General features: G+C 67.6%; 22 protein-coding genes and 1 tRNA gene. 9 read left to right on the forward strand and 14 right to left on the reverse strand.

Annotated features, from left to right (window positions below; translation table 11 throughout):
• Positions 1-1699: DNA repair protein RecN (gene recN / locus ACLFMY_RS04765; protein ID WP_410763420.1), on the forward strand; the 1699-nt coding region annotated here is incomplete at its 5' end.
• 74 nt (positions 1700-1773) lie between these two features.
• On the opposite strand, the gene fur is transcribed toward recN, so the two are convergent.
• Complete coding sequence (gene fur, locus ACLFMY_RS04770; protein WP_410763421.1) at positions 1774-2190, reverse strand: ferric iron uptake transcriptional regulator; 417 nt, start codon at positions 2188-2190, stop codon at positions 1774-1776.
• A gap of 177 nt (positions 2191-2367) precedes the next feature.
• On the opposite strand from fur, the gene ACLFMY_RS04775 reads away from it, so the two are divergent.
• Positions 2368-2928, forward strand: a complete 561-nt coding sequence (locus tag ACLFMY_RS04775) for an outer membrane protein assembly factor BamE (protein WP_410763422.1) — start codon at positions 2368-2370, stop codon at positions 2926-2928.
• 114 nt (positions 2929-3042) lie between these two features.
• On the opposite strand, the gene ACLFMY_RS04780 is transcribed toward ACLFMY_RS04775, so the two are convergent.
• From ACLFMY_RS04780 to ACLFMY_RS04790, 3 genes are all read right to left on the reverse strand, one after another.
• Positions 3043-3339 (reverse strand): RnfH family protein, encoded by a 297-nt coding sequence (locus ACLFMY_RS04780; protein WP_410763423.1) that lies wholly within the window; start codon positions 3337-3339, stop codon positions 3043-3045.
• Complete coding sequence (locus ACLFMY_RS04785; protein ID WP_410763424.1) at positions 3336-3788, reverse strand: type II toxin-antitoxin system RatA family toxin; 453 nt, start codon at positions 3786-3788, stop codon at positions 3336-3338. The genes ACLFMY_RS04780 and ACLFMY_RS04785 overlap by 4 nt, the downstream gene beginning before the upstream one ends.
• Positions 3789-3856: 68 nt before the next feature.
• The gene (locus ACLFMY_RS04790; RefSeq protein ID WP_410763425.1) at positions 3857-5218 is read right to left on the reverse strand and encodes a sodium-dependent transporter; all 1362 of its coding nucleotides are present in this window, start codon (positions 5216-5218) and stop codon (positions 3857-3859) included.
• A gap of 225 nt (positions 5219-5443) precedes the next feature.
• Between ACLFMY_RS04790 and smpB the strand changes: the two genes are divergently transcribed.
• Positions 5444-5929, forward strand: coding sequence for an SsrA-binding protein SmpB (gene smpB, locus ACLFMY_RS04795; RefSeq protein WP_410763426.1), 486 nt, complete (start codon positions 5444-5446; stop codon positions 5927-5929).
• Positions 5930-5986: 57 nt separating this feature from the next.
• On the opposite strand, the gene ACLFMY_RS04800 is transcribed toward smpB, so the two are convergent.
• From ACLFMY_RS04800 to ACLFMY_RS04810, 3 genes are read right to left on the reverse strand one after another with little or no spacing between them, the layout of a single operon-like run.
• Positions 5987-6223 carry a thioredoxin family protein gene (locus ACLFMY_RS04800; RefSeq protein WP_410763427.1) on the reverse strand — a complete coding sequence of 79 codons (237 nt, stop codon included), beginning with the start codon at positions 6221-6223 and terminating at the stop codon, positions 5987-5989.
• A gap of 11 nt (positions 6224-6234) precedes the next feature.
• Positions 6235-6558: a carboxymuconolactone decarboxylase family protein gene (locus tag ACLFMY_RS04805; RefSeq protein WP_410763428.1), complete on the reverse strand. Its 324-nt coding sequence runs from the start codon at positions 6556-6558 to the stop codon at positions 6235-6237.
• Between the two features lie 20 nt (positions 6559-6578).
• Positions 6579-7535, reverse strand: a complete 957-nt coding sequence (locus tag ACLFMY_RS04810; protein WP_410763429.1) for a permease — start codon at positions 7533-7535, stop codon at positions 6579-6581.
• Here ACLFMY_RS04810 and ACLFMY_RS04815 point away from each other — a divergent pair.
• Positions 7534-8064: an arsenate reductase ArsC gene (locus ACLFMY_RS04815; protein WP_410763430.1), complete on the forward strand. Its 531-nt coding sequence runs from the start codon at positions 7534-7536 to the stop codon at positions 8062-8064. The two genes, ACLFMY_RS04810 and ACLFMY_RS04815, sit on opposite strands and share 2 nt — an antisense overlap.
• 27 nt (positions 8065-8091) lie before the next feature.
• Here the strand turns inward: ACLFMY_RS04815 and hda are convergent, their stop codons facing one another.
• The 3 genes from hda to ACLFMY_RS04830 form a co-directional block, all read right to left on the reverse strand.
• Positions 8092-8790 carry a DnaA regulatory inactivator Hda gene (hda, locus tag ACLFMY_RS04820; protein WP_410763431.1) on the reverse strand — a complete coding sequence of 233 codons (699 nt, stop codon included), beginning with the start codon at positions 8788-8790 and terminating at the stop codon, positions 8092-8094.
• A gap of 7 nt (positions 8791-8797) precedes the next feature.
• The gene (locus ACLFMY_RS04825) at positions 8798-9883 is read right to left on the reverse strand and encodes an AI-2E family transporter (protein ID WP_410763432.1); all 1086 of its coding nucleotides are present in this window, start codon (positions 9881-9883) and stop codon (positions 8798-8800) included.
• Between the two features lie 61 nt (positions 9884-9944).
• Entirely contained in the window at positions 9945-12860 is a 2916-nt protein-coding gene (locus ACLFMY_RS04830; protein ID WP_410763433.1) for an insulinase family protein, read from the reverse strand.
• 153 nt (positions 12861-13013) lie between these two features.
• On the opposite strand from ACLFMY_RS04830, the gene ACLFMY_RS04835 reads away from it, so the two are divergent.
• A tRNA-Leu gene (locus ACLFMY_RS04835) sits at positions 13014-13100 on the forward strand.
• Between the two features lie 11 nt (positions 13101-13111).
• Here the strand turns inward: ACLFMY_RS04835 and ACLFMY_RS04840 are convergent.
• Positions 13112-15805 (reverse strand): cation-translocating P-type ATPase, encoded by a 2694-nt coding sequence (locus ACLFMY_RS04840; RefSeq protein ID WP_410763434.1) that lies wholly within the window; start codon positions 15803-15805, stop codon positions 13112-13114.
• A gap of 139 nt (positions 15806-15944) precedes the next feature.
• On the opposite strand from ACLFMY_RS04840, the gene ACLFMY_RS04845 reads away from it, so the two are divergent.
• On the forward strand, positions 15945-16568 hold the full coding sequence (locus ACLFMY_RS04845; protein WP_410763435.1) for a phosphoribosyltransferase: 624 nt from the start codon (positions 15945-15947) through the stop codon (positions 16566-16568).
• Entirely contained in the window at positions 16565-17230 is a 666-nt protein-coding gene (locus tag ACLFMY_RS04850; RefSeq protein WP_410763436.1) for a dienelactone hydrolase family protein, read from the forward strand. Before ACLFMY_RS04845 ends, ACLFMY_RS04850 begins: the two co-directional genes overlap by 4 nt.
• 23 nt (positions 17231-17253) lie before the next feature.
• Here the strand turns inward: ACLFMY_RS04850 and ACLFMY_RS04855 are convergent, their stop codons facing one another.
• Both ACLFMY_RS04855 and ACLFMY_RS04860 read right to left on the reverse strand, forming a co-directional pair.
• Complete coding sequence (locus ACLFMY_RS04855; protein WP_410763437.1) at positions 17254-17676, reverse strand: HPP family protein; 423 nt, start codon at positions 17674-17676, stop codon at positions 17254-17256.
• Positions 17663-18871, reverse strand: a complete 1209-nt coding sequence (locus tag ACLFMY_RS04860; RefSeq protein ID WP_410763438.1) for a cation:proton antiporter — start codon at positions 18869-18871, stop codon at positions 17663-17665. The genes ACLFMY_RS04855 and ACLFMY_RS04860 overlap by 14 nt, the downstream gene beginning before the upstream one ends.
• Positions 18872-19011: 140 nt before the next feature.
• Here ACLFMY_RS04860 and ACLFMY_RS04865 point away from each other — a divergent pair, with 140 nt between their 5' ends.
• Together ACLFMY_RS04865 and ACLFMY_RS04870 are read left to right on the forward strand one after the other, a co-directional pair.
• Complete coding sequence (locus ACLFMY_RS04865; protein ID WP_410763439.1) at positions 19012-19179, forward strand: entericidin A/B family lipoprotein; 168 nt, start codon at positions 19012-19014, stop codon at positions 19177-19179.
• Positions 19180-19323: 144 nt separating this feature from the next.
• Entirely contained in the window at positions 19324-19458 is a 135-nt protein-coding gene (locus ACLFMY_RS04870) for an entericidin A/B family lipoprotein (protein WP_410763440.1), read from the forward strand.
• A gap of 6 nt (positions 19459-19464) precedes the next feature.
• On the opposite strand, the gene ACLFMY_RS04875 is transcribed toward ACLFMY_RS04870, so the two are convergent.
• Positions 19465-20406: an alpha/beta fold hydrolase gene (locus ACLFMY_RS04875; protein WP_410763441.1), complete on the reverse strand. Its 942-nt coding sequence runs from the start codon at positions 20404-20406 to the stop codon at positions 19465-19467.
• Positions 20407-20473: the final 67 nt, after the last annotated feature.

A 20473-nucleotide genomic window follows, 5' to 3' on the forward strand; every position in this document is an offset into this window, starting at 1 on the left:
GGACCATGTCACCATGCTGACCAACCTATCGATTCGCCGAATTGCCCTGATCGACGAGCTGGAACTCGACTTCGCCTCCGGCATGACGGCCCTGACCGGCGAGACCGGCGCCGGCAAGTCGATCCTGATCGACGCCATCGGCCTGCTGCTCGGCGACCGTGCCAACATGAACCTGCTGCGAGCCGGCTGCGACCAGGGCGAGGTCAGCGGCGAATTCCTCCTGTCCGCGGACAGCCCGGCCGCGCGCTGGCTGGTCGAACAGGAACTGGAGGACGAGTCCGGCCAGGAAGCGATGCCGCTGGTCCTTCGGCGCGTGCTATCGCGCGACGGGCGTTCCCGTGCCTGGATCAACGGCCGGCCCGTGCCGGGGCAGAGCCTCAAGGCCATCGGCCGGTACCTGATCGACATCCATGGACAGCACCAGAACCAGCGGCTGATGCAGGCGCGCACGCAGCTCGCCCTGCTCGACCATTTCTGCGATCTCGGCCCGGACATCGCCGAACTCGGCCGACTGAGCCGCGAGATCCAGGCCGACCAGCAACGGCTGGACGAGCACCGGGCGGAGCAGGCCAGCCGAAACGATCGGCTCGCCTTCCTGGAATTCCAGCTCGAGGAGATCGAGCGGCTCGACCCGCAACCCGACGAGTTCAACCAGCTGCACGCCGAGCTCAAGCGCCTGTCGCGGCTGGACGAATGGCAGCAGGTGCTCGCCGGCCAGATGGCCGCCCTGTTCGACGAGGACGGCAATGCCCACGACCGCATCGGGGCCGCCGAGCAGGCGCTGGCGCACATCGCCGACCTCGACGAGTCGCTGGGTCCCGTCATCGAGACCCTGCAGTCGGCCCAGATCCAGATCGCCGAGGCGGTCGACACCCTGCGCGATCGTCTCGAGTCGGCCGAGAGCGACCCGGAGCGGCTGGCGACGGTGGAATCGCGCCTCGACGCCCTGCATGAACTGGCACGCAAGCACCGGGTCGCGCCGGAGATGTTCGAGGAGCACGTCGCCGCACTGCGAGAGGAGTACGAGCGCCTGGAGCAGGCCGGCAGCTCGCTGGCCGAAGTCGAGTCCCGGCTGGCCGACAATCGGCAGGCCTACGACCGCCTGGCCGGCGAGGTCAGCGAGGCCCGTCGGGCAGGGGCCGCCGAACTCGCCGCCCGGCTCAGGGACTCGATCCGCGAGCTGGGCATGCCCAACGGCGAGTTCGAGGTCCGCCTGGAGACTTCCCCGGCACTGGCCGAACGCCGGGGCGAACGCGGTATCGACGAGGTGGCCTTCCTGATCAGCGCCAACCGCGGCCAGCCGGTCGGCCCGCTCGACCAGATCGCCTCGGGGGGCGAACTGGCCCGGGTGAGCCTGGCACTAAAGACCCTGACCGCCGGCGACGACCCGGTCGACACCTTCATCTTCGACGAGGTGGACACGGGCATCGGTGGCGCCACGGCGGCCATCGTCGGCGCGCACCTGCGCGCGCTGGGCGACTCGCGCCAGGTGTTGTGCGTCACGCACCTGCCGCAGGTCGCGGCTCACGGCCACCACCAGGCTCGCATCGAGAAGGAGGAACTCAGCGATGCCACCCGCACCTGGGTGCGGGGACTGGACGAGGACCAGCGGGTCGAGGAACTGGCGCGGATGCTGGGCGGACGACAGATCACCGACCAGACCCGTGCACATGCCCGGGAACTCCTGGCCAGCGTCTGACGACCAGGCCCCAAACGCAGACCGCCCGCCCCGGAGGTGCTCGGGGCGGGCGGCCGGGACGTCAGCGAGGACGGTTACCTCTTGCCGGTGGCCTTGCGGCTGATGCCGTAGATCACCAGCGAGTAGTCGGTAAGATCGAAATCGAACTCGTCGGCGATCTTGGCGATGCGCTCCTGGATGATCGGATCGTGGAATTCCTCGACCTGACCGGTCTTCACGCAGACCAGGTGATCGTGATCACCCTTGGAGATCAGCTCGAACACGGCCTTGCCGCCCTCGAACTGGTGACGCTTGAGGATGTCCGCGGTCTCGAACTGGGTGAGCACGCGGTAGACCGTCGCCAGGCCGATCTCCTCGCCCCGGGCCAGCAGTTCCTTGTAGACGTCCTCGGCACTCATGTGCCAGTCCGGGTTGGACTCGATGATCTCGAGGATCTTCACCCGCGGGAGAGTGACCTTGAGGCCGGCCTTCTTGAGCTCGCTTGGTTCCAAAACTTCTACCCTCGTTGAATTGCTGGCACGGATTGTAACCGAAGATGCGCTCGGCATCGGAACCCGCACGGCCGCGCTGGCATAACAAACCAGAGGGCGTATCATTGGGCGGATACGTCATTCGATTAAGCTCAGGCACAACTTTTCTGTAATTCTAAGGACAGGTTTCCCAGGATCATGCAGCGAAAACTTCTCACGCTCCCGGTCATCGCCACCCTGCTTGCCGGCTGTTCGTCCGCCCCCGTACCGAGCTTCATCAAGGTATACCAGCCGGACATCCAGCAGGGAAACATCTACGAGGAAGAGCAGGTCGAGAGGCTGAGCGAGGGCATGCCCCAGTCGCAAGTACGCTCGATTCTCGGGACACCGAGCCTCGAGAGCATCTTCCATAGCGGTCAGCGTGACACGTACATCTACTACGACAAGCGCGGCAAGCAGGAGGCCTTCCGGCACACGCTGGTCATCGAGTACGACCGGGTCGGACGGGTCGCGTCAATCAGTCGCGACGGCATGGACCTCTCCGAGGCACCGTCGATCAACAGCGCGGAACTGCCCGACACCGCAGCCCCGGGAGCAAGTCCGGGCGGGGGCGCAGGCACCTCCGGCGGGGCACAAACCCCTCAGGGTCAAGGGCAACCTCAGCCCCAGCCCCAGCCCCAGGGTCAAGGCACGGACGATGGCGGCCAACAGCCGGCACCGCAGCCCGAGCCAACACCGACCCAGGGGGGCGGCATCTGACCCTGCCCCCGCACGCGGGCCATGCGCCGGCGTGCGGGAGCAGGTCAAGACGTCGCAACGCGGGGCAAGGATGCCCCGCGAATCAGAGACACCCTCGAATCGCGCGGAAGTTCCCTAATCCTCGCTGGCCCGTGACCGTTTCTCGTCACGCCGGGCCCGCTGCCGACGGGCGGCCTTGGGATCGGCGATCAGCGGCCGATAGATCTCCACCCGGTCCCATTCGCGCAACGCCTGGGACAGGGGCGCGACCTTGCCGAAGATCCCGACCTTCTGGCTGGACAGGTCGATTTCCGGGAACCGCTCGAGGACACCGCTCTTGCGGATCGCTTCCTCCACGGTCGCGCCCTCGGGAACGTCCACCTCGACGATGACCTGGACATCCGGGCGCGCGTAGGCCACCTCCACCTTCATCGCGTACCCTCGTCGCGGGGATAGACCTCGAAGGCCCGCTTGCGGAAGGCGCCGACCAGGCTCTTGACGATCTCGCGGAAGATCGGCCCGATCGCCCGCTCGAGGAAACGGTTGGCGAACTCGAAACGCATGTCCAGAGTCACTCTCGATCCTCCATCCGGCAGATCCTCGAAGGCCCAGAAGCCGTCGAGGTGACGAAAGGGACCGTCGACCAGGGTGACCACGATGCGCGAACCGGGCTCGTTGTGGTTCCGGGTGACGAAGGTCTTGCGGATCGCGCCCTTGCGCAGCGTGATGCTGGCCTCGACCTCCTCGCCGGAGGCACGCAGCACCTGGGTCTTCTCGCACCAGGGGAGGAATTCCGGGTAGGCGTCGATGTCGTTGACCAGGGCATACATCTGCAGTGCCGAAAACGGCACCTCGACCTGTCGCTCGATGGTGGTACTCATGCCGGGGGAGATCCGCCCATTCGTGTGATCGGGTCAGGCATTCTAGCACCGCCAGGCGTACTCCCGGCTCAACCCAGCAGCCCCAGACCGTTGAGGAACACCAGCGCCACGCCGGCAGGCGCCACCACGGCCGCCAACCACCACCACAGGTGGTAGGCCCCGCCACCAAGACCCAGTTCCTCGGCGGAATCCGCCCGCCGCAGCCGCCACGCCGCGAATAGGGCGATCAGCATGCCGCCGGCCGGCAGGAGAATGTTCGCCGTGAGGAATTCCATGATCCCGAAGAAGGTCTTGCCGAACAGCGTGACCTCGTCGATCAGGTTGAACGAGAGCGCCGAGAACACCCCCAGCGTCCAGGTGGCGACCCCGGCGCCGATCGCCGAGTACAGGCGACGGACACCGAAGCGTTCATAGAGGTAGGACACCGCCGGCTCGACCAGCGAGATCGCCGACGTCCAGGCGGCGATCGAGACCAGGATGAAGAGGACGATGGCGAGCCAGTAGCCCCATTCCATCGCGCCCAGCGCGAGCGGCAGGGTCTGGAAGACCAGGCCGGCGCCCTGCTCCGGGCTCATGCCGTTGGAGAACACGATCGGGAAGATCACCATCCCGGCAAGCAGCGCGATCGCCGTGTCCAGCACGATGATCCAGAACCCGGCCGTCACGATCGAGGCGTTTGCCGGCATGTAGGAGCCGTAGACCATGATCGCGCCCATGCCGAGGCTCAGGGTGAAGAAGGCGTGCCCCAGCGCCACCAGGACGGTCTCCCCCGTCACCCGGGAGAAGTCCGGGGCGAACATGAACTCCATCGCCGGTGCGAACCCGCTGGTGCCGATGTTGTAGCCGAATAGCAGCACCAGGATGACGATCAGCAGCGGCATCATGATGCGCGTGGCCAGCTCCAGCCCGCCGCGCACCCCACGGGCCACCACGGTGATGGTCATCAGCATGGCCACCGTGTGCCAGAACAGCAGCGTGCCGGGATTGGAGACCAGGGAGGTGAAGATACCCTCGACCGTGTCGGCGTCGGCGCCGACGAAGGCCCCGTTGGCGGCCTTCTCGACGTAGGCCAGCGCCCAGCCCATGACCACCGAGTAGTAGCTCAGGATCAGAAACCCGGTGAGCACCCCCATCCAGCCGATCAGTTGCCAGGCCGGGCTGACCCCGGCCTGGCGGGAGAGCTTGGCCATGCCGGAGATCGGGTTGGAGCGCGACCGCCGCCCGAGCATGACCTCGCTGATCAGGATGGGGGTGGCGACGATCAGCAGGCACGCCAGGTAGATCAGGACGAAGGCTCCGCCCCCGTTGTCGCCCATGATGTAGGGAAACTTCCAGATGTTGCCGAGGCCCACGGCCGAGCCGGCCGAGGCGAGGATGAACGCCAGTCGGGTGGACCACTGGGGATGACTCTCGAGATGCTGTGCTGACACCGGATGTTCTCCTGGCCCTGAGCGCGGTGGACTCCTGCTCCGTGGATGTTCGGAAACCTAACACCATCGCGCCTTCCCGGCCAAGCTGCCCGGGCCGTCCGGGCGAGCGGGAGCCGCTTCGACCCCGGAGACCCCTTCCCTCGCCACCGCCGAGCCGGCACAGGTGTCGCCCGGCTTTCCGATTGGTTCGGAGGTTCCCGTGCGGGCCCTGATAGAATGGGTCCCATGAGCAAGAGCAAGAAGAACAACGCGACAGCCGGGCAGTCGACCATCGCCCTGAACAAGAAGGCGAAGTTCGACTATTTCCTCGGCGACCGCATCGAGGCCGGACTGGTGCTGGAGGGCTGGGAGGTCAAGGCCCTGCGTGCCGGCAAGGCCCAGATCGCCGACGCGCACGTGATCATCAAGGACGGTGAGGCCTGGCTGCTCGGTGCGGTGATCACGCCCCTGCTGCAGGCCTCCACGCACGTGCGACCCGACCCGACGCGCACGCGCAAGCTGCTGCTCCACGACCACGAGATCGCGCGACTGACCGGGCAGATCGAGCGCAAGGGCTTCACCGTCGTGCCCACCGCCCTCTACTTCAAGCGGGGCAAGGTGAAGCTGGAGATCGCCCTGGCCGAGGGCAAGAAATCGCACGACAAGCGCGCGACCATCAAGGAACGCGACTGGCAGCGCGACAAGCAGCGCATCCTGCGCCACAACGCCTGAGCCGAGGGCAAGCCCCGGCGCGCCGTCAGCCGGACGCGGACCGGGGACTGCCGCCGCTCAGGACGTCAACCATTCGGCAACCTGCTCCTGCCCCGGCAGGCCGCCACTGTGAACGACCTTTCCGTCGACCGCCACGCCCGGCGTCGACATGACGCCCATCGCGAGAATGTCGGCCATGTCCTCGACCTTCTCCATCTCCACGGCGACGCCTTCCCGGCGCGCGACCTCCTCGATGAGCTGATAGGTGCGCTGACAGTTCGCGCAGCCGCTTCCAAGTACCTGAATCTTCTTCATCGTCTCGCTCCTCAACAGCAGGATGACCGGGAACGGCAGTCGTCGTCCGCCGCACAGCATTCGGAGGCACCGCCCTGGCGCGCCATGCGCTCCATGCAGCTCCGCGGCGACTCGCCGCCGAGGACGGCCTCGACCATTTCGCTGCCGCGTGCCACGGTTTCGGTACTGATGCGGACGGCTTCCTCGACCACGGCAGCGATCTGTCCCTCCGACACCCCCCGTCGCCGCAGGGACGCCAGCAGTTCGTGGGTCTTCGACGGGCAGCGCGAGGCCACCGCCGCCGCCAACATGCTCATCTCCAGCACGACCGGACTGAGTTTCGGTTCGGATTCCATCGTTTCCTCCCAATGGTTGGTCAAAGCAACAGGTTGAAGCCCCAGCCGACCAGGATGAAGGCCACGGCCAGCACCCCGGCGAACCAGGCGAGCGCCGGCCAGCGAATGACCTTGCGCAGGATCAGCATCTCGGGGATCGACAGCGCCGCGACGCTCATCATGAACGCCAGCGTCGTGCCGATCGCCGCCCCCTTGCCCAGCATGGCCTCGGCCACCGGGATCACGCCGGTGGCATTGGCATACAGCGGAATGCCCAGCAGCACGGCCCCGGGAACCGCCAGCCAGTTGTTCTCGCCACCGAGGTACTCGGTGACCCACTCGCCGGGAACGAAACCATGGAAGCCGGCGCCGACGGCAATCCCGATCACGACCCACTTCCAGACACGGCGGACGATCTCCCGCACCTCGGCCACAGCGAAGCGGTGACGCCCCCGCCAACTGTTGTCCGGCTCGACGCCGTGGGCCTCGCCCATCTGGATCTTCCAGACGTAGTCCTCCACCCAGCGCTCGGTCCGCAGACGCTCCATGACCATGCCGCCAAACCAGGCGACCGTGATCCCGGCCGCGACATACAGGAGGGCGATCTCCCAGCCGAGAATGCCGGCCAGCAGCACCACGGCGATCTCGTTGATCATCGGGCTGGCGATGAGGAAGGAAAACGTCACGCCCATCGGGATCCCGGCCTCGACGAAACCGATGAACAAGGGCACCGACGAGCAGGAACAGAACGGCGTGACCGCCCCCAGCAGGATCGCCAGCAGCCGCGCCAGCCAGCGAGGCCTGCCGCGCACGTAGGCACGCACCCGCTCGGGGCTGACGAAGGCTCGCAGCAGGCCCATGGCGTAGATCACCACCACCAGCAGGACGAAGATCTTGGCCGTGTCGAGGACGAAGAAGTGCAACGCATCCGCCCAGCGATCGCCCTCGTTCAGCCCCAGCAGACCATGGACCAGCCGGTCGGCCAGCCACTCAAACATGTCCGCCCCCTCGACCGATCCGACGGCCCAGGCCCGTTGTCATCATCCGGCCGCTATTCATGCGGAACAATATATATATGTTTTAGCGCATACACAACCCGGCGTAGATTGCCATGAAGGACGAGCCCGGCGCGGGCTGTTCGCATACATCCACAACAGCGGTCGCAGCCAGATGCCCGAGGCCTACCTCAATGCCCTCGACGCCCCGACATTCCGCGCGGAAAGCGCCGGGCTGGAGCCCCGCCCGATCGACTCCCTGGTGGTCGAGGTCATGGCCGAGGACGGTTTCGACCTGCCCGGGGCATCGTCCGACGACATCTTCGCCCTCTACCGCGAGGGGCGTCTGTACGAGCGGGTGATCTCCGTGTGCGAGCGGGCCGCCGAGAGAAATTGCCCGGTGTTCCCCGGCGTGCGTCGGGCCCTGCACTGGCCCTTCCCCGACCCGCAACGACTGGCCGGCTCCATGGAGGAACGGCTGGTTGCCCTGCGCGAGATCCGGGACCGGATCAGGAAACGCGGCGAGGCATGAATCGCCGAGGAAAAGGCCTGGCCTCCATCACTCCGGGGCACTGCCCAGCACTTCCTTGAGGAAGGGAATGGTCAGTCGGCGCTTGGCGATCATCGACTCGCGGTCGAGACGTTCCATCACCTCGAGCAGCGTGCCCACGTCTCTCGGCAGATGAGCGAGCATCCACTGGGCAGTGCCGTGCGGAAGCTCGAGACCTCGCTCCTGTGCACGGGCGCGCAGCAGTTCGATCTTCTCGGCATCCGTAGGCAGATGGACCGGCAGCACCGCCCCCCAAGTCAGTCGCGAGGCGAGATCCGGCAGGCGAACGGGCAGTTCGGCGGGGGGAAGGCGCGCGGTGAGCAGCAGGGGCACGCCGGCCTCGCGGGCCCGGTTAATCAGGTCGAAAAGCATGAACTCGCCCTCGGCCTGACCGATCACGGCGTCCACGTCGTCGACCACGGCCAGGGCGAATGCCTCGATCTGCTCGCTGGCCGCGGCCAGCTGACCACCGAGCTGGCGCAGGGGCCAGTAGGCCGCCGGCCGACCGTAGGATCCGGCGTGATAGCAGGTCGCCTGGGCCAGATGGGACTTGCCCGCCCCTTCCGGGCCGTGGATGAAGACCTGCGCCTCGCCACGACCACGCGCCTGCTCGCTCAGGATGGCCTTGAGCAGCAGGTTATCGTTGCCGATGAATCCCTCGAAGCTCGTCGGCGTCACCAGGTCCAGGGCCAGCGGGATCTGCTGCATGGCCGGCTCAGCCCTCCCCGTCCGGGTCGACCTGGCGTTCGAGGGGAGCGGGCGGTCCTTGCCGACCGGCGTAGAAACCACTGCCCTGGTAGGCCTCCAGCCCGTGCCGGCCCAGCACGATCAGCACCGCCGAGACCGGCAAGGCCAGCAGGATGCCGAAGAAGCCGAACAGCTGGCCACCGGCCATCACGGCGAAGATCACCGCCACCGGGTGCATGCCGATCTCGTTGCCGACGAAGCGCGGCTGCCAGGCGACGGTCTCCAGCACCTGGCCGACGCCGAAGACCGCCAGGACCAGCAGCAGCGGCAGCAGGCTGTCGGCCTGGATGTACATGGCCAGAAGAGCCAGCAGGACGCCCACGATGGTGCCCAGGTAGGGCACGAAGCTGACCAGGCCGGCGAACATGCCGATGGCGATGCCCGTGTTCAGGCCGATGAGCGTCAGCCCGATCGAGTAGGTGACGCCGTTGGCCAGCATCACGGCCAGCTGCCCCCGGAGGAAGTTGCCCAGCATGCGGTCCGATTCGCCGGCCAGATGCACCACGGTGCCGCTCCAGTGGCGCGGCAGCAATGCCTCGATGCGTGCCATCACCCGGGGCCAGTCGCGCAACAGGTAGAAGGCGATCACCGGCGCGAGCAGGAGATTCATCACGGCGACGAATGCGGCCGACCCGGTGCCCGAGACGTTACCAAGCCCCTGGGCCAGCACCTTGCCGATGGTCTCGCCGTGCTTGATGGCCATGTCCCGCAACATGCCGACGTCGAGTTCCACGCCCAGCTGCGCGTTCACCCAGGGGATGAAGCGGCTCTGGACGATGTCGAGCAGCTGGGGGAACAGCCGCACCAGCCGCATGGTCTGCTCCACCAGCACGGGCACCAGCGCGAGGATGCTCACCACGAGCACCAAGGCGCCCAGCACGAAGATCAGCGAGGTGCCGAGCGTGCGGGAGACGCCGTGCCGGTCGAGCCGTGTCACCAGCGGGTCGAACAGGTAGGCGACGATGAACCCCACCACGAACGGGCTGAGGATCGGCAGCAGGAACCAGCTCAGCACCAGCAGGGCCGCGAGCCCGGCCCAGATCATCCAGCGCATCGAATTACCTCCCTGTCAGCGGTCATCGCGGGCAGTCTAGCACCGCGACGACAGGCCGGGCTCAGATCCGCTCGATGCGCAGGCCCAGCTCATCGAGCTCCTCCTCGCGCGACGGCCCGGCAAGCACGCCGACGGAGGCCTGCTCGGAGCGGAGGTAGGTCTCGGCCACCCGCTTGAGATCGTCCTGGGTCACGTCGAGCACCCGGGCGCGCATCTCGCGGAGGTCCTCGGGGCTGCGATGATGCAGGGCATCGACGAAGGCCTTCCTCGCCTCGCCGGCCGGGGAGCCCGGCTTGTCGATCGAGGCGATCACACCGAAGATCGCCTCGTCGACGGTGCGGTCCTCGTGGGCAGTGTCTACCACCCAGTCGACCGCCCGGTCGAAGTCCTCCAGCGTCTCGGCCAGGCGCGGGTCGCGGTAGGAGAAGAAGCGGAAGCTGCCCGACTCGGGATCGAAACCGGCCCCGCCGCCGTAGGCACCGCCCTTCTCGCGGATCGCAGTGTGCAGGAAGCCGTTGCGCAGGAACCCGCCGAGCACCGCCAACGCGGCGGCGTCCGGGTGCTTGGGCGCGACCGCCGGATGGGCCTTGGCGCAGTAGTTCACCGCCAGGTTGCCCACCCAACCCTCGCGGATCTGCTCGACGTGATGGCCGAGGGCGAAGGCCTCGTCGGTCTCGCCTTGGCGCATGTGCCCACGCAGCGCCTGGGCCATGGAGGAGAAGTGGCGCTGCTCGGTGACCACGTTGTAGTGACGGAATCCGCCCTTGAGCTTCTCGTGCAGGCGGGCCAGCCGCTCGGCCAGATCCTGCCGGGCGGCAGCGGTCTCCAGGCCGTCGTCCATGGCCTTGATCCGGCGCACGGCGGCCACGCCGCTGGTGTCATGCCGCAGCGCGGCGCGCGCCGACATGCCCGCCGAGGCGAGCGTCATCGCGTGGATGTGACCGCGGCCGGCAACGCCCTGCTCCACGCCGAAGCGCATCTGGCTGACGAGATCGCGGATGCGGTCGGTCTCGTCGAAGCGCGCGGCATCGAGGTGCTGGTGGAACAGGTCCACCATGGCATCGGCGTTGCGCACCAGCGCCTTGCCCGACATCAGCCAGTAGCCGGAGGTGTTGTGGATATCCTCGATGCCGGCACGGATCGACGCGGCCGCCGAGAAGCCGCCGGTCTTCGCCGCCACGGCCTCGGCCATGGCGAGGTAGTCGCGGTCGCCGGCACCCAGCTCCGTGAGCAGGCCGGTGTAGACGGGCAGCAGCTCCAGCTCCTCGCGGTCGAGCGGCGGCAGGTCGAGCGCCAGTTGCAGGTAGGCCAGGCCGTTGGTGCTGCGGTCATACCAGCGCTGGCTGGACGGCTGGTGCACGAACTGCACCGGCTGCGGGATGTCGATGTCCTCGGGAATGTCCTCGCGGGTGACCGTCGGCAGGATCGAGATGTCCCCCTCCTCGGCCTGGCGCTCGGCCAGTGCCTTGGCGCGATCGACGATCTGCTGCTTCTCCTCGTCGGAAAGCGTTTCCTGCATCGCCGCCAGGCGCGCCTTCTCTTCCGATTGCTGGCGCGCGGACAGCTCGGTATCGGGCTTCAGGGTCAGCCGCACGCGGTGCGGATTGTCCAGCAGCAGGCGACGGACCAGGTTCGGGATGAACTGCGGATCGGCGGCCCGCTCGCGCAAGCGCTCGAGTGCCGGCTCGAGGTCGAGCAGGTTGATCGGGTCGCTGTCGTGGATCGCCGCCGGCAAGGCCTGAACGATCAGGTGCAGACCGTAGGGGAAGCCGTCACCGGTGATCTCGCGCTGCTCGAGCTCGAGCTGGTGCAGCACGGACTCGACCATCTGCGGGTCGACGCCCTTTTCCGCCACCTCGGTGAGCGTGTCGAGGATCAGCTTTTCCACGTCCTCGGCGCGGTCGGCCTCGCTGCCCTCGAGCCCGGCGACGAACACCATCTGGCGCTGCGAGTCCTCCAGTCCCAGCACCGACGAGGGCGCGGCACCGAGATCGGTGGTCTCCAGCGCCTTCAACAGCGGCGAGGCGCTGGTATCCAGCAGCACGCCCTCGAGCAGCTGGGCCTCGAGGCGCGCGTCGAGATCGGCACTTTCGCCCAGCATCCAGCCGACGTTGACGTGGGTCTTGGCGGTCGTGTCCTCGTCGTCGAGCGGGTAGACGTCCTCGACCTGCTTCGGCCCGGCGAACACCGGCTGGAGCGGCACGGCCGAGTCCGGGTCGATCTGCTCGAAGCGCGCCAGGGCCTTCTCCTCGAACTCGCGCTGCAGGCGCTCGACCGGCTGGTTGCCGAAGGTCATGAACACCGCGTTGGACGGATGATAGAAGCGCTTGTAGAACGCCACCATCTGCTCGTAGGTGAGATCCGGGATCTTCTCCGGGTCGCCGCCGGAGTTGTGGTGATAGGTGGTGTCCGGGAACAGCTCGCGCGAGAGCGTCTGCCAGAGCACCGAGGTCGGGTCGCTCATCGCGCCCTTCATCTCGTTGAACACCACGCCCTTGAACACCAGCGGCGTCGACGGGTCGTCCCACTGCTCGAACTCCACCCGGTGGCCCTCCTGGCGGAAATCGAGCTCGTCGATGCGCGAGAAGAAGGTCGCGTCGAGATAGACGTCGAGCAGGTTGTAGAAGTCCTTCTCGTTGCAGGAGGCGAACGGGTACGCGGTCCAGTCGCTGGACGTGAACGCGTTCATGAAGGTGTTCAGCGACCGGCGGATCATCATGAAGAACGGGTCGCGCACCGGATAGCGCTCCGAGCCGCACAGGACGGTGTGCTCGAGGATATGCGCCACGCCGGTGGAATCCTCCGGCACCGTGCGCAGACCGACGAGGAAGACGTTCTGGTCGTCGTCGGCCGCCAGGTGGTAGTGGCGCGCCCCGGTCCGGTTGTGGCGGTATTCCTCGACGGTCAGGTTGAGCGCCTTGATCGGCACGGCGCGTACCAGGCTGAACGCAGGATGATGACCGTTGGCTGAAGGCATGATCGCTTGGGACTCCCGAAAGGTCTGTGTGACTGATGCGAACACTGCAGTGTAACGCAGCGCGGATGCGTCACCGACGATGGGGATGAGGAAGCCCGGATGCAAGCACCCCGGTCGCGGCCCTGCAGGAAAGGCGGTAGAATCCGCCCTCCTGCGGGTGTGGTGGAATTGGTAGACACAGCAGACTTAAAATCTGCAGGCCGCACGGCCGTGCCGGTTCGAGTCCGGCCACCCGCACCAGACACTCCGGTTCAGTCGAGCCAGCGCCCCTCCCAGAGCAGCCTCGCTGCCTTCATGGGCTGAACGATCAGCAGCGGCAGCAACGAAAAGCCGATCACCAGCGCCCAGCCGTCCGGCCCCGGGTCGACCGTGCCCAGCACGTCGCCGAGCACGGGCAGGTAAACGGCGGCGAGCAGCAGGGCCACCCCGACGGCCAGCGCCACCCAGACGAAGGGATTGCGCGTGATCGGGTTGATGAACCAGCCCGAGTCGGCCGCGCGCATGTTGAAGACGTGCCAGAGCCTTGCGAAGCCGAAGGTGAGGAAGGAGACGGTCACCCCCGCCTCGACACTGAGCCCCAGCCAGAGGATTGCCGCTGCCAATGCCCCCAGCGCGGTGGCCGCGATCAGGAAACCGTAACCGAAGATCGCCGCCCAGCCGGCCGGGGAGACCAGTGCCTCCGTCCGCTCGCGCGGGTGGCGACGCATCACGCTTTCCTCGCCACGGTTCACGCCCAGTGCCAGCGACGGCAGCACGTCGTTGACGAAGTTGATGTAGAGGATCTGCAGCGGCAACAACGGCAGCGGGGCACCGGCGGCCGCCGCTGCGGACACGGCCATGATCTCGCCGAGATTGCCCGAGAGCAGGTAGACGATGAAACGCCGGATGTTGTCGAAGATGTTCCGCCCCATGCGGATGGCGGCGACGATCGTGGTGAAGGCATCGTCGCGCAGCACCATGTCCGCCGCCTCCCGTGCCACGTCGGTCCCCCGCTGCCCCATGGCAATGCCCACGTCCGCCTTCTTCAGCGCCGGGGCGTCGTTGACACCGTCCCCGGTCATCGCCACCACCGCCCCGTGCTGCTGATGCAGGCCGACGATGTCCAGCTTCTGCTCGGGGCTGACCCGGGCGAAGACGGCGGTGGCCAGGTCCCGCTCGCGGGTGGCCTCGTCCATGTCCTCCGGCGGACGAAGCGTGCTGCCGTGGACGGGCGGCGGAGCATCGTCTTCCGAGATACCCAGTTCCCGGGCGATATGTGCGGCCGTGGCCGGCTGGTCCCCGGTGACCATCAGCACGCGGATACCCGCCTCGCGACAAGCGGCCACCGCCTCGCGCACGCCCTCGCGCGGCGGGTCGAACAGGCCGACCAGGCCCAGCAGCGTCATGTCCTGATAGGAATCCGCGCCGGGCTCGTCCGTGTACCGCTCGGCCAGCGCCAGCACGCGAAGGCCGTCTGCCGCCATCTCCTCGTTGATCTGGTGCCAGCGATCCCGTCCGGCCTCGTCCAGCCGGCTCTCGCCCTCGGGGCCCAGCTCGGCCGTGCACCGGTCGATCACCGCCTCCGGCGCTCCCTTCACGGCATGGCGATAGCCGCCGTCCGCGGCGTGTACCGTCGACATCATCATCGTGTCGGAGGAGAACGGCACTTCGCGCTCCTCCGGCCAGTCTTCGAGCAGGCCGTCACGCTCCAGCCCGGCCAGCCGCCCTCCCTGCAGCAAGGCCTTCTCCATGGGATCTCCACCGGTCGACCCGTCAAGGCTGGCGTTGTTGCACAACACGGCGACTTCCAGGGCACGCCGCAGACGATCGTCGGTGTCAGGGTCGAGCGTCTCGCCGTCCCGTTCGAAGCGGCCCTCGGAGGAAAGGACCTCGATGGACTCGCCGGGCAGCACCACGCGCCCGAGCGTCATGCGGTTCTCGGTGAGCGTGCCCGTCTTGTCCGAAAGGATGGTGGTCGCCGCCCCCAGCGACTCGACGGCCGCCAGCCGCTTGACCAGCGCGTTGCGTGCCGCCATGCGGTGCATGCCGCGCGCCAGCGCGACGGTGGCGACCACCGGCAGGCCTTCGGGCACGGCCGCGACCGCCAGCGCGATCGCCGTTTCCAGCATGGTCGCCAGCGGATGCCCCGCCAACAGGCCGGCGCCCGCCACCAGCGCCGCGATGACCAGCGTCAACCCCACCAGGCGACGGCCCAGCGATTCCAGGCGCCGTTCCAGCGGGGTGAGATCCCCCTCCGAGGACTCGACCAGCGCCGCGATCCGCCCGATCTCGGTGTCCATCCCCGTCGCCACGACCACGCCGACGCCTGCCCCGCGCGTGATGGCGGTGCCCTTGAATGCCATGCCGGTCTGATCGGCCAGTCCGGCCTGCGGCGACACCGGGTCGCTGCCCTTGGCGACCGGGACGGATTCGCCGGTCAGCGCCGATTCGTCGCAGGTCAGCTCCTCGGATTCGATGATCCGCAGGTCCGCGGGCACCTGGTCCCCCGCTTCCAGCCGCACCACGTCGCCGGGGACAAGTTCATCGGCAGGAATCGAACGCTCGCCTCCCTGCCGTCGCACCCGGGTCTTCAGTCCGCCGAGGCGCTTGAGGGCGGCCATGGAGCGGACCGCCTGGAACTCCATGACAAAACCCACGGCCCCGTTGACCAGTAACGCGATGCCGATGGCAACCGCTTCCACCGTCCGGTCGAAGGCGAACGCCGCCACCGCCGCGGCGATCAGCAGCAGGATGACCAGGCTCTTGAACTGGTCGACCAGGATGCGCAACGCCCCGCGGGAGCGTGCCTCGACCAGGCGGTTGGGTCCGTACCGGGCCCGCCGGCGATGCACTTCATGCCGCGACAGCCCATGCTCCGGCTCGGTATCGAACCGGTCGAGCACGCTTGCCGTGTCCGCCGAACCGGGGCGGAATGCCTCGCCTGTCTCCTCGGTCAACGCGTTCACTCCTGATCTCGTCAATGGATGCGCCGGGTCATGTCCACATGTAGTCGCTACCGGGAAGATCTGCTCGACTCGGCGCTCGCGAAGTGCCTGCCAGGGTCTAGACTCGCGGGTATCGACGGATCCGACCAGGGGGCGAACCATGTTCCAAGATCGTGAAGAGGCGGCAGAACGGATTGCCGAGCGGCTCGACCACCACCGGGGGAAAAACCCGCTGGTGCTGGCCATCCCGCGCGGCGGGGTGCCCATGGGGCGGATCGTCGCCGACCGGCTGGACGGCGAGCTCGACATCGTGCTGGTGCGCAAGATCGGCGCCCCCGGCAACCCGGAGTTCGCCATCGGATCGGTCGACGAGACCGGACACGTGGAGCTCAACCCCGGCACGGAACGCTTCGGCATCTCGGAGGACTACATCGAGCGGGAAGCCGATCGCCAGCTGGAGACCATCCGCGAGCGACGCCAGCGCTACCAGCGTCCCCCGACGCACGCCGAGGGACGGGTGACGATCCTGGTCGACGACGGCATCGCCACCGGCGCGACGCTCTCCGCGGCGATCCGCTCGGTCCGGGCGCAGTCACCGCAGGCCCTGGTGGTCGCCGTAGGCGTGGCGCCACCGCCGACGGTCGAGAGGCTCCGCGGCGAGGTCGACGAACTGGTCTGCCTCGAGGCCCCGGCGGACTTCATGGCCGTCGGCCAGTTCTTCCGGGATTTCCGCCAGGTGGATGACGAGGAAGTGATTGCCGCACTGCGAGGAGAAGTCTCATGAGCGATCAAGGGCGGACCGAAACGTTCGAGGTGGGCATCGAGACGCCCGACGGCACACTGCCCGGCGATCTCAACATCCCCCCGAACGCCCGAGCCATCGTGCTGTTCGCTCACGGCAGCGGCAGCAGCCGGCTGAGCACGCGCAACCGCTACGTGGCGGAGGTGCTCAATGCCGGCGGGCTGGCCACGCTGCTGTTCGACCTGCTCACGCCCCGGGAGCACGAGGTCGACCAGTTCACCACCGAGTACCGCTTCGACATCGGCCTGCTGACCCGCCGCCTGCGGGACGCGGTGGACTGGGCCGGGGAACAGCCGCGACTGAAAGACATGGCCATCGGGCTGTTCGGCTCCAGCACCGGGGCCGCCGCGGCCCTCAACGTGGCCGCCGAGCGCCCCGAGGTGGTCTCGGCCGTCGTGTCCCGGGGTGGGCGGCCCGACCTGGCCGACCCGCAGGCCCTGGCCCGGGTGACGGCCGACACCCTGCTGATCGTCGGCGGGCTGGACGGCCCCGTGATCGGCATGAACCGGGACGCGGCCGAGCAGATGCCCGAGCCGCCGCGCATCGAGATCGTCCCGGGGGCCACCCACCTGTTCGAGGAGCCGGGCAAGCTCGAAGCGGTCGCCGGGATGGCCCGTGACTGGTTCGTGGAACACCTGCGCTAGGACGGCCCTTCAACCAACCCGCGCTACTCGGCCAGTGCCGCCCGGAGCAGGTCGCGCACCCGGATCACGCCCAGCAGGCGCCCGTCGTCATCGATCACGGCGATGTCCTCGACCCGGCGCTCCATGTGCTGGTGAAAGACGTCGCTGATCCGCTCGTCCGGCCGCACGCAGAGCACCCGCTCGTCCATGTATTCACCCACGCTGCCCGGCGTGATGCGCTCGATCAGTTGCCGGCGGCTGTGGCTGGGCCGCAGGTGCGCCAGGAGGATGCCCGCCAGCCGGCGGAACCCCAGGTGCCCGCAGACCCGGCCCGCCTCATCGAGCACGTAGGCATCGCGGGATTCGGGTTCGTCGAGCAACGCCTGCGCCGCCACGGCAAGCGAATCGGTAGCAGCCACGGTCACCCCGCGCCTCGGATGGGCCTCGAGCCAGTTACCTGCCTTCATCCACGCCTCCTCCCAGGGTCCGCTCGGTCTCGCCGGCGCGACGCAACCCGTATCGGGCGGCCACGGCGCCGATGGATTCGGTCAGCAACGTGCTGGCCGTGATGATGTTGACGATCAGCTCGGCCGACTGGGCGAACCGTTCCTGTCCGGCCAGCAGCAAGGCCATGCCGATGGCCACGCCGCCCTGCGGCAACATGCCCAGCCCGACATTGTGGGCGATCTCGGGTGGGGCCTTGACCAAGTGCGCCCCGGCCATCGACCCGAGGATCTGGCCGCCGGCGCGCAGCAGGAAGTACAGTAGGATCAGCCAGGCGTACTCCACCACCACGCCGAGATCGAAGTGCAGGCCGGCGAAGGTGAAAAACAGGACGAACACCAGTTCCTCGAGCTGCTCGACCGGCTCGAATAGGCGTTCGGAGTGCGCACCGCCGAAAAAGCGCGCGGTGAAACCGAAGGTCATCGCCGCGAGCAGCTCCGAGAAGTGCCAGGCGTCGGCCAGACCGACCAGCAGGATGATCCCGCCGATCAATGCCACCAGCCGCAGTTCGTGCTCGTGCAGTCGCCGGATCAGCCGCTCGATCAGCCAGCCGGCAAGCCCCCCGAACACGATGGCCGCGCCGATCTCCCAGGCCGCGCCGGGCAGCGCTTCGGCCAGGCCGGCGGTACCGACCAGGGCCAGCACCAGAGAGAAGATCACCAGCCCCAGGGCGTCGTCGAGGGCCACCATGCCGAGCAGTGCCGTGGTCAGGGGACCGGCGGCCCGGTACTGGTGGATGATGGCCACGATCGCCGCCGGCGCCGTGGTGGTGGCGATCGCCGCCAGCACCAGCGCGAACGTCCAGCCGGGCAGATCGAGCACGGCGGTGCCCAGCAAGCCGAAGACCAGGAACACGGCCAGGAAGGCACCGACCACCTTGCCGACCGTCGCCGCCACGATGGTCCCGCCCAGCCGGCGCAACTGGCCGATCGTGGCCGAGCCGCCCACCAGATAGGCGATGATGCCCAGCGACACCGCGACCATCGGCCGGGTCCAGTCGGTGGCATCCATCCCCAGCGTGCCGCCGAGCAGGTCCGGTGCGAACAGCATGCCCAGCAGGATGTAGCCCACCACCCGGGGCACGCCGAAGTAATGGCTGCCCAGCGTCCCGAACACCAGGCCCGCCAGCAACAGCAGGCCGATCAGCAGTATCTCCAAGCCGCCTCCTTGTCTCGTGGTGTCAAGATCCGGACCGAAGTGAAACCTTCCCGGCCCATGACTTTCCTGGTCTGATTTTCCTCGTCCCGGCGACTATCCTAATCCCTGCAAGATGCGAGAAACCCAAACGGAGAAGACTCATGATGAATTCCGTTCTCAAGCGCATGGGCCTGATCGCGCTGCTTGCCGGCCCACTGGCCTTCCTTTCCGGCTGCAACACCATGGAAGGTGTGGGGGAAGATACCCAGGAAGCCGGCGAGGCGATCGAGAGTGAAGCCGACGAGCACGACGACGATAACGACTACTGATCCCATCGGTCTTTCGCCGTGCATCGATGCCGTGTCCCGCCAGGGAACCTCTGCACGACCTGTTTTGATTCGGTCTTTCGGCCATAACGGCACGGAACCGCCAGCCAGGCGTCACTGGCTCACAATCCAGGAGGAGCCCCTGTCATGCATCGAATCATTCTCCTCTCGCTTCTCTCGGGTCTGCTGGCGTTCTCCACCGGTTGCAACACCATGAAGGGCCTCGGCGAGGATATCCAGAACCTCGGCGACTCCATCGAAGGCGCCGCCGAGGACGACTGAACCCCTTCACGACGGATCGGGAAGCACGCATCCCAGCGCCTCGTCGAACGCCCGCGGCACCTCCTCCCAGGGAAAGTGCACACAGCCATCCAGTACCTCGACCCGCTCCAACGACAGGTTGGCCCGCAGCGCATCGAGGTTCGCCGGCATGAGCAGGTCCTGCCGACAGCCGATCACGTCGATCGGCACCGCCCATTCCCGGATCGTCGCGTAGTCCACCGGGTTCTCCCGGTAGGCCCGCCAGCCCTCGATGTTCAATCGTGCCGAGAAATCCGAGTCATCGAACGACTCGGCGTAACGCCGGCCCTGCTCGTAGTCGAGAAAGTAGCTAGGCAGGTTCCGCTCGATCTGGTGGCGGGCATGCGCCTCGGGCGCACGCGGCCCGCCACCATCTTGCGCCCAAGCGCCCTCGTCGTCCCAGCGTTCTCCCCGTTCGCGCGCCCGCCGGGCGTCGATCTGCTCGGCCACGGTCCGCATGGCCTCGCGCTCCGGGTCGACGGGATTGAGCAGCACCAGTCGCGCCACGTTATCCGGGAACTCCCGTGTATAGACGAACGCCATCAGCGCCCCCCAGGAGTGACCGACGAGGACCGCGGGCCGGTCATCGGCCAGTTCCCGGCGCAGGCCCTCGACCTGTGAGACCCACTCGTCCAGCGGCGAGCCACGGACCTCGGCCGCGTTCTCCCCCACGCCCAGCATGTCCATGATCGCGGCGCGATAACCCAGTTCCGCCAGACGCTGCTGGACCGGTTCGAGATTCCAGCTGGAGAACCCCGGTCCACCACCGAGCACGATCACGACCGGCGCGTCCTTACCCCCCCGCAGGTGATAACGAACCTCGTGCTCACCCAGATCGAACATCCGTGCGGGAGTGGTGAACTCGGCACGAGCGATGCCGGGGATAAGGCCACAGGCAAGCAGCGCGATCATCAGCAAGGTTCGCATCATTCGGAATCTCCGGGCACCTCCGACCAAGGGTAGCGGCAATGCCGGCCCGATGCCGCTGGCACTGCAG

This window comes from Guyparkeria sp. (assembly GCF_046545975.1).
GTDB lineage: Bacteria > Pseudomonadota > Gammaproteobacteria > Halothiobacillales > Halothiobacillaceae > Guyparkeria.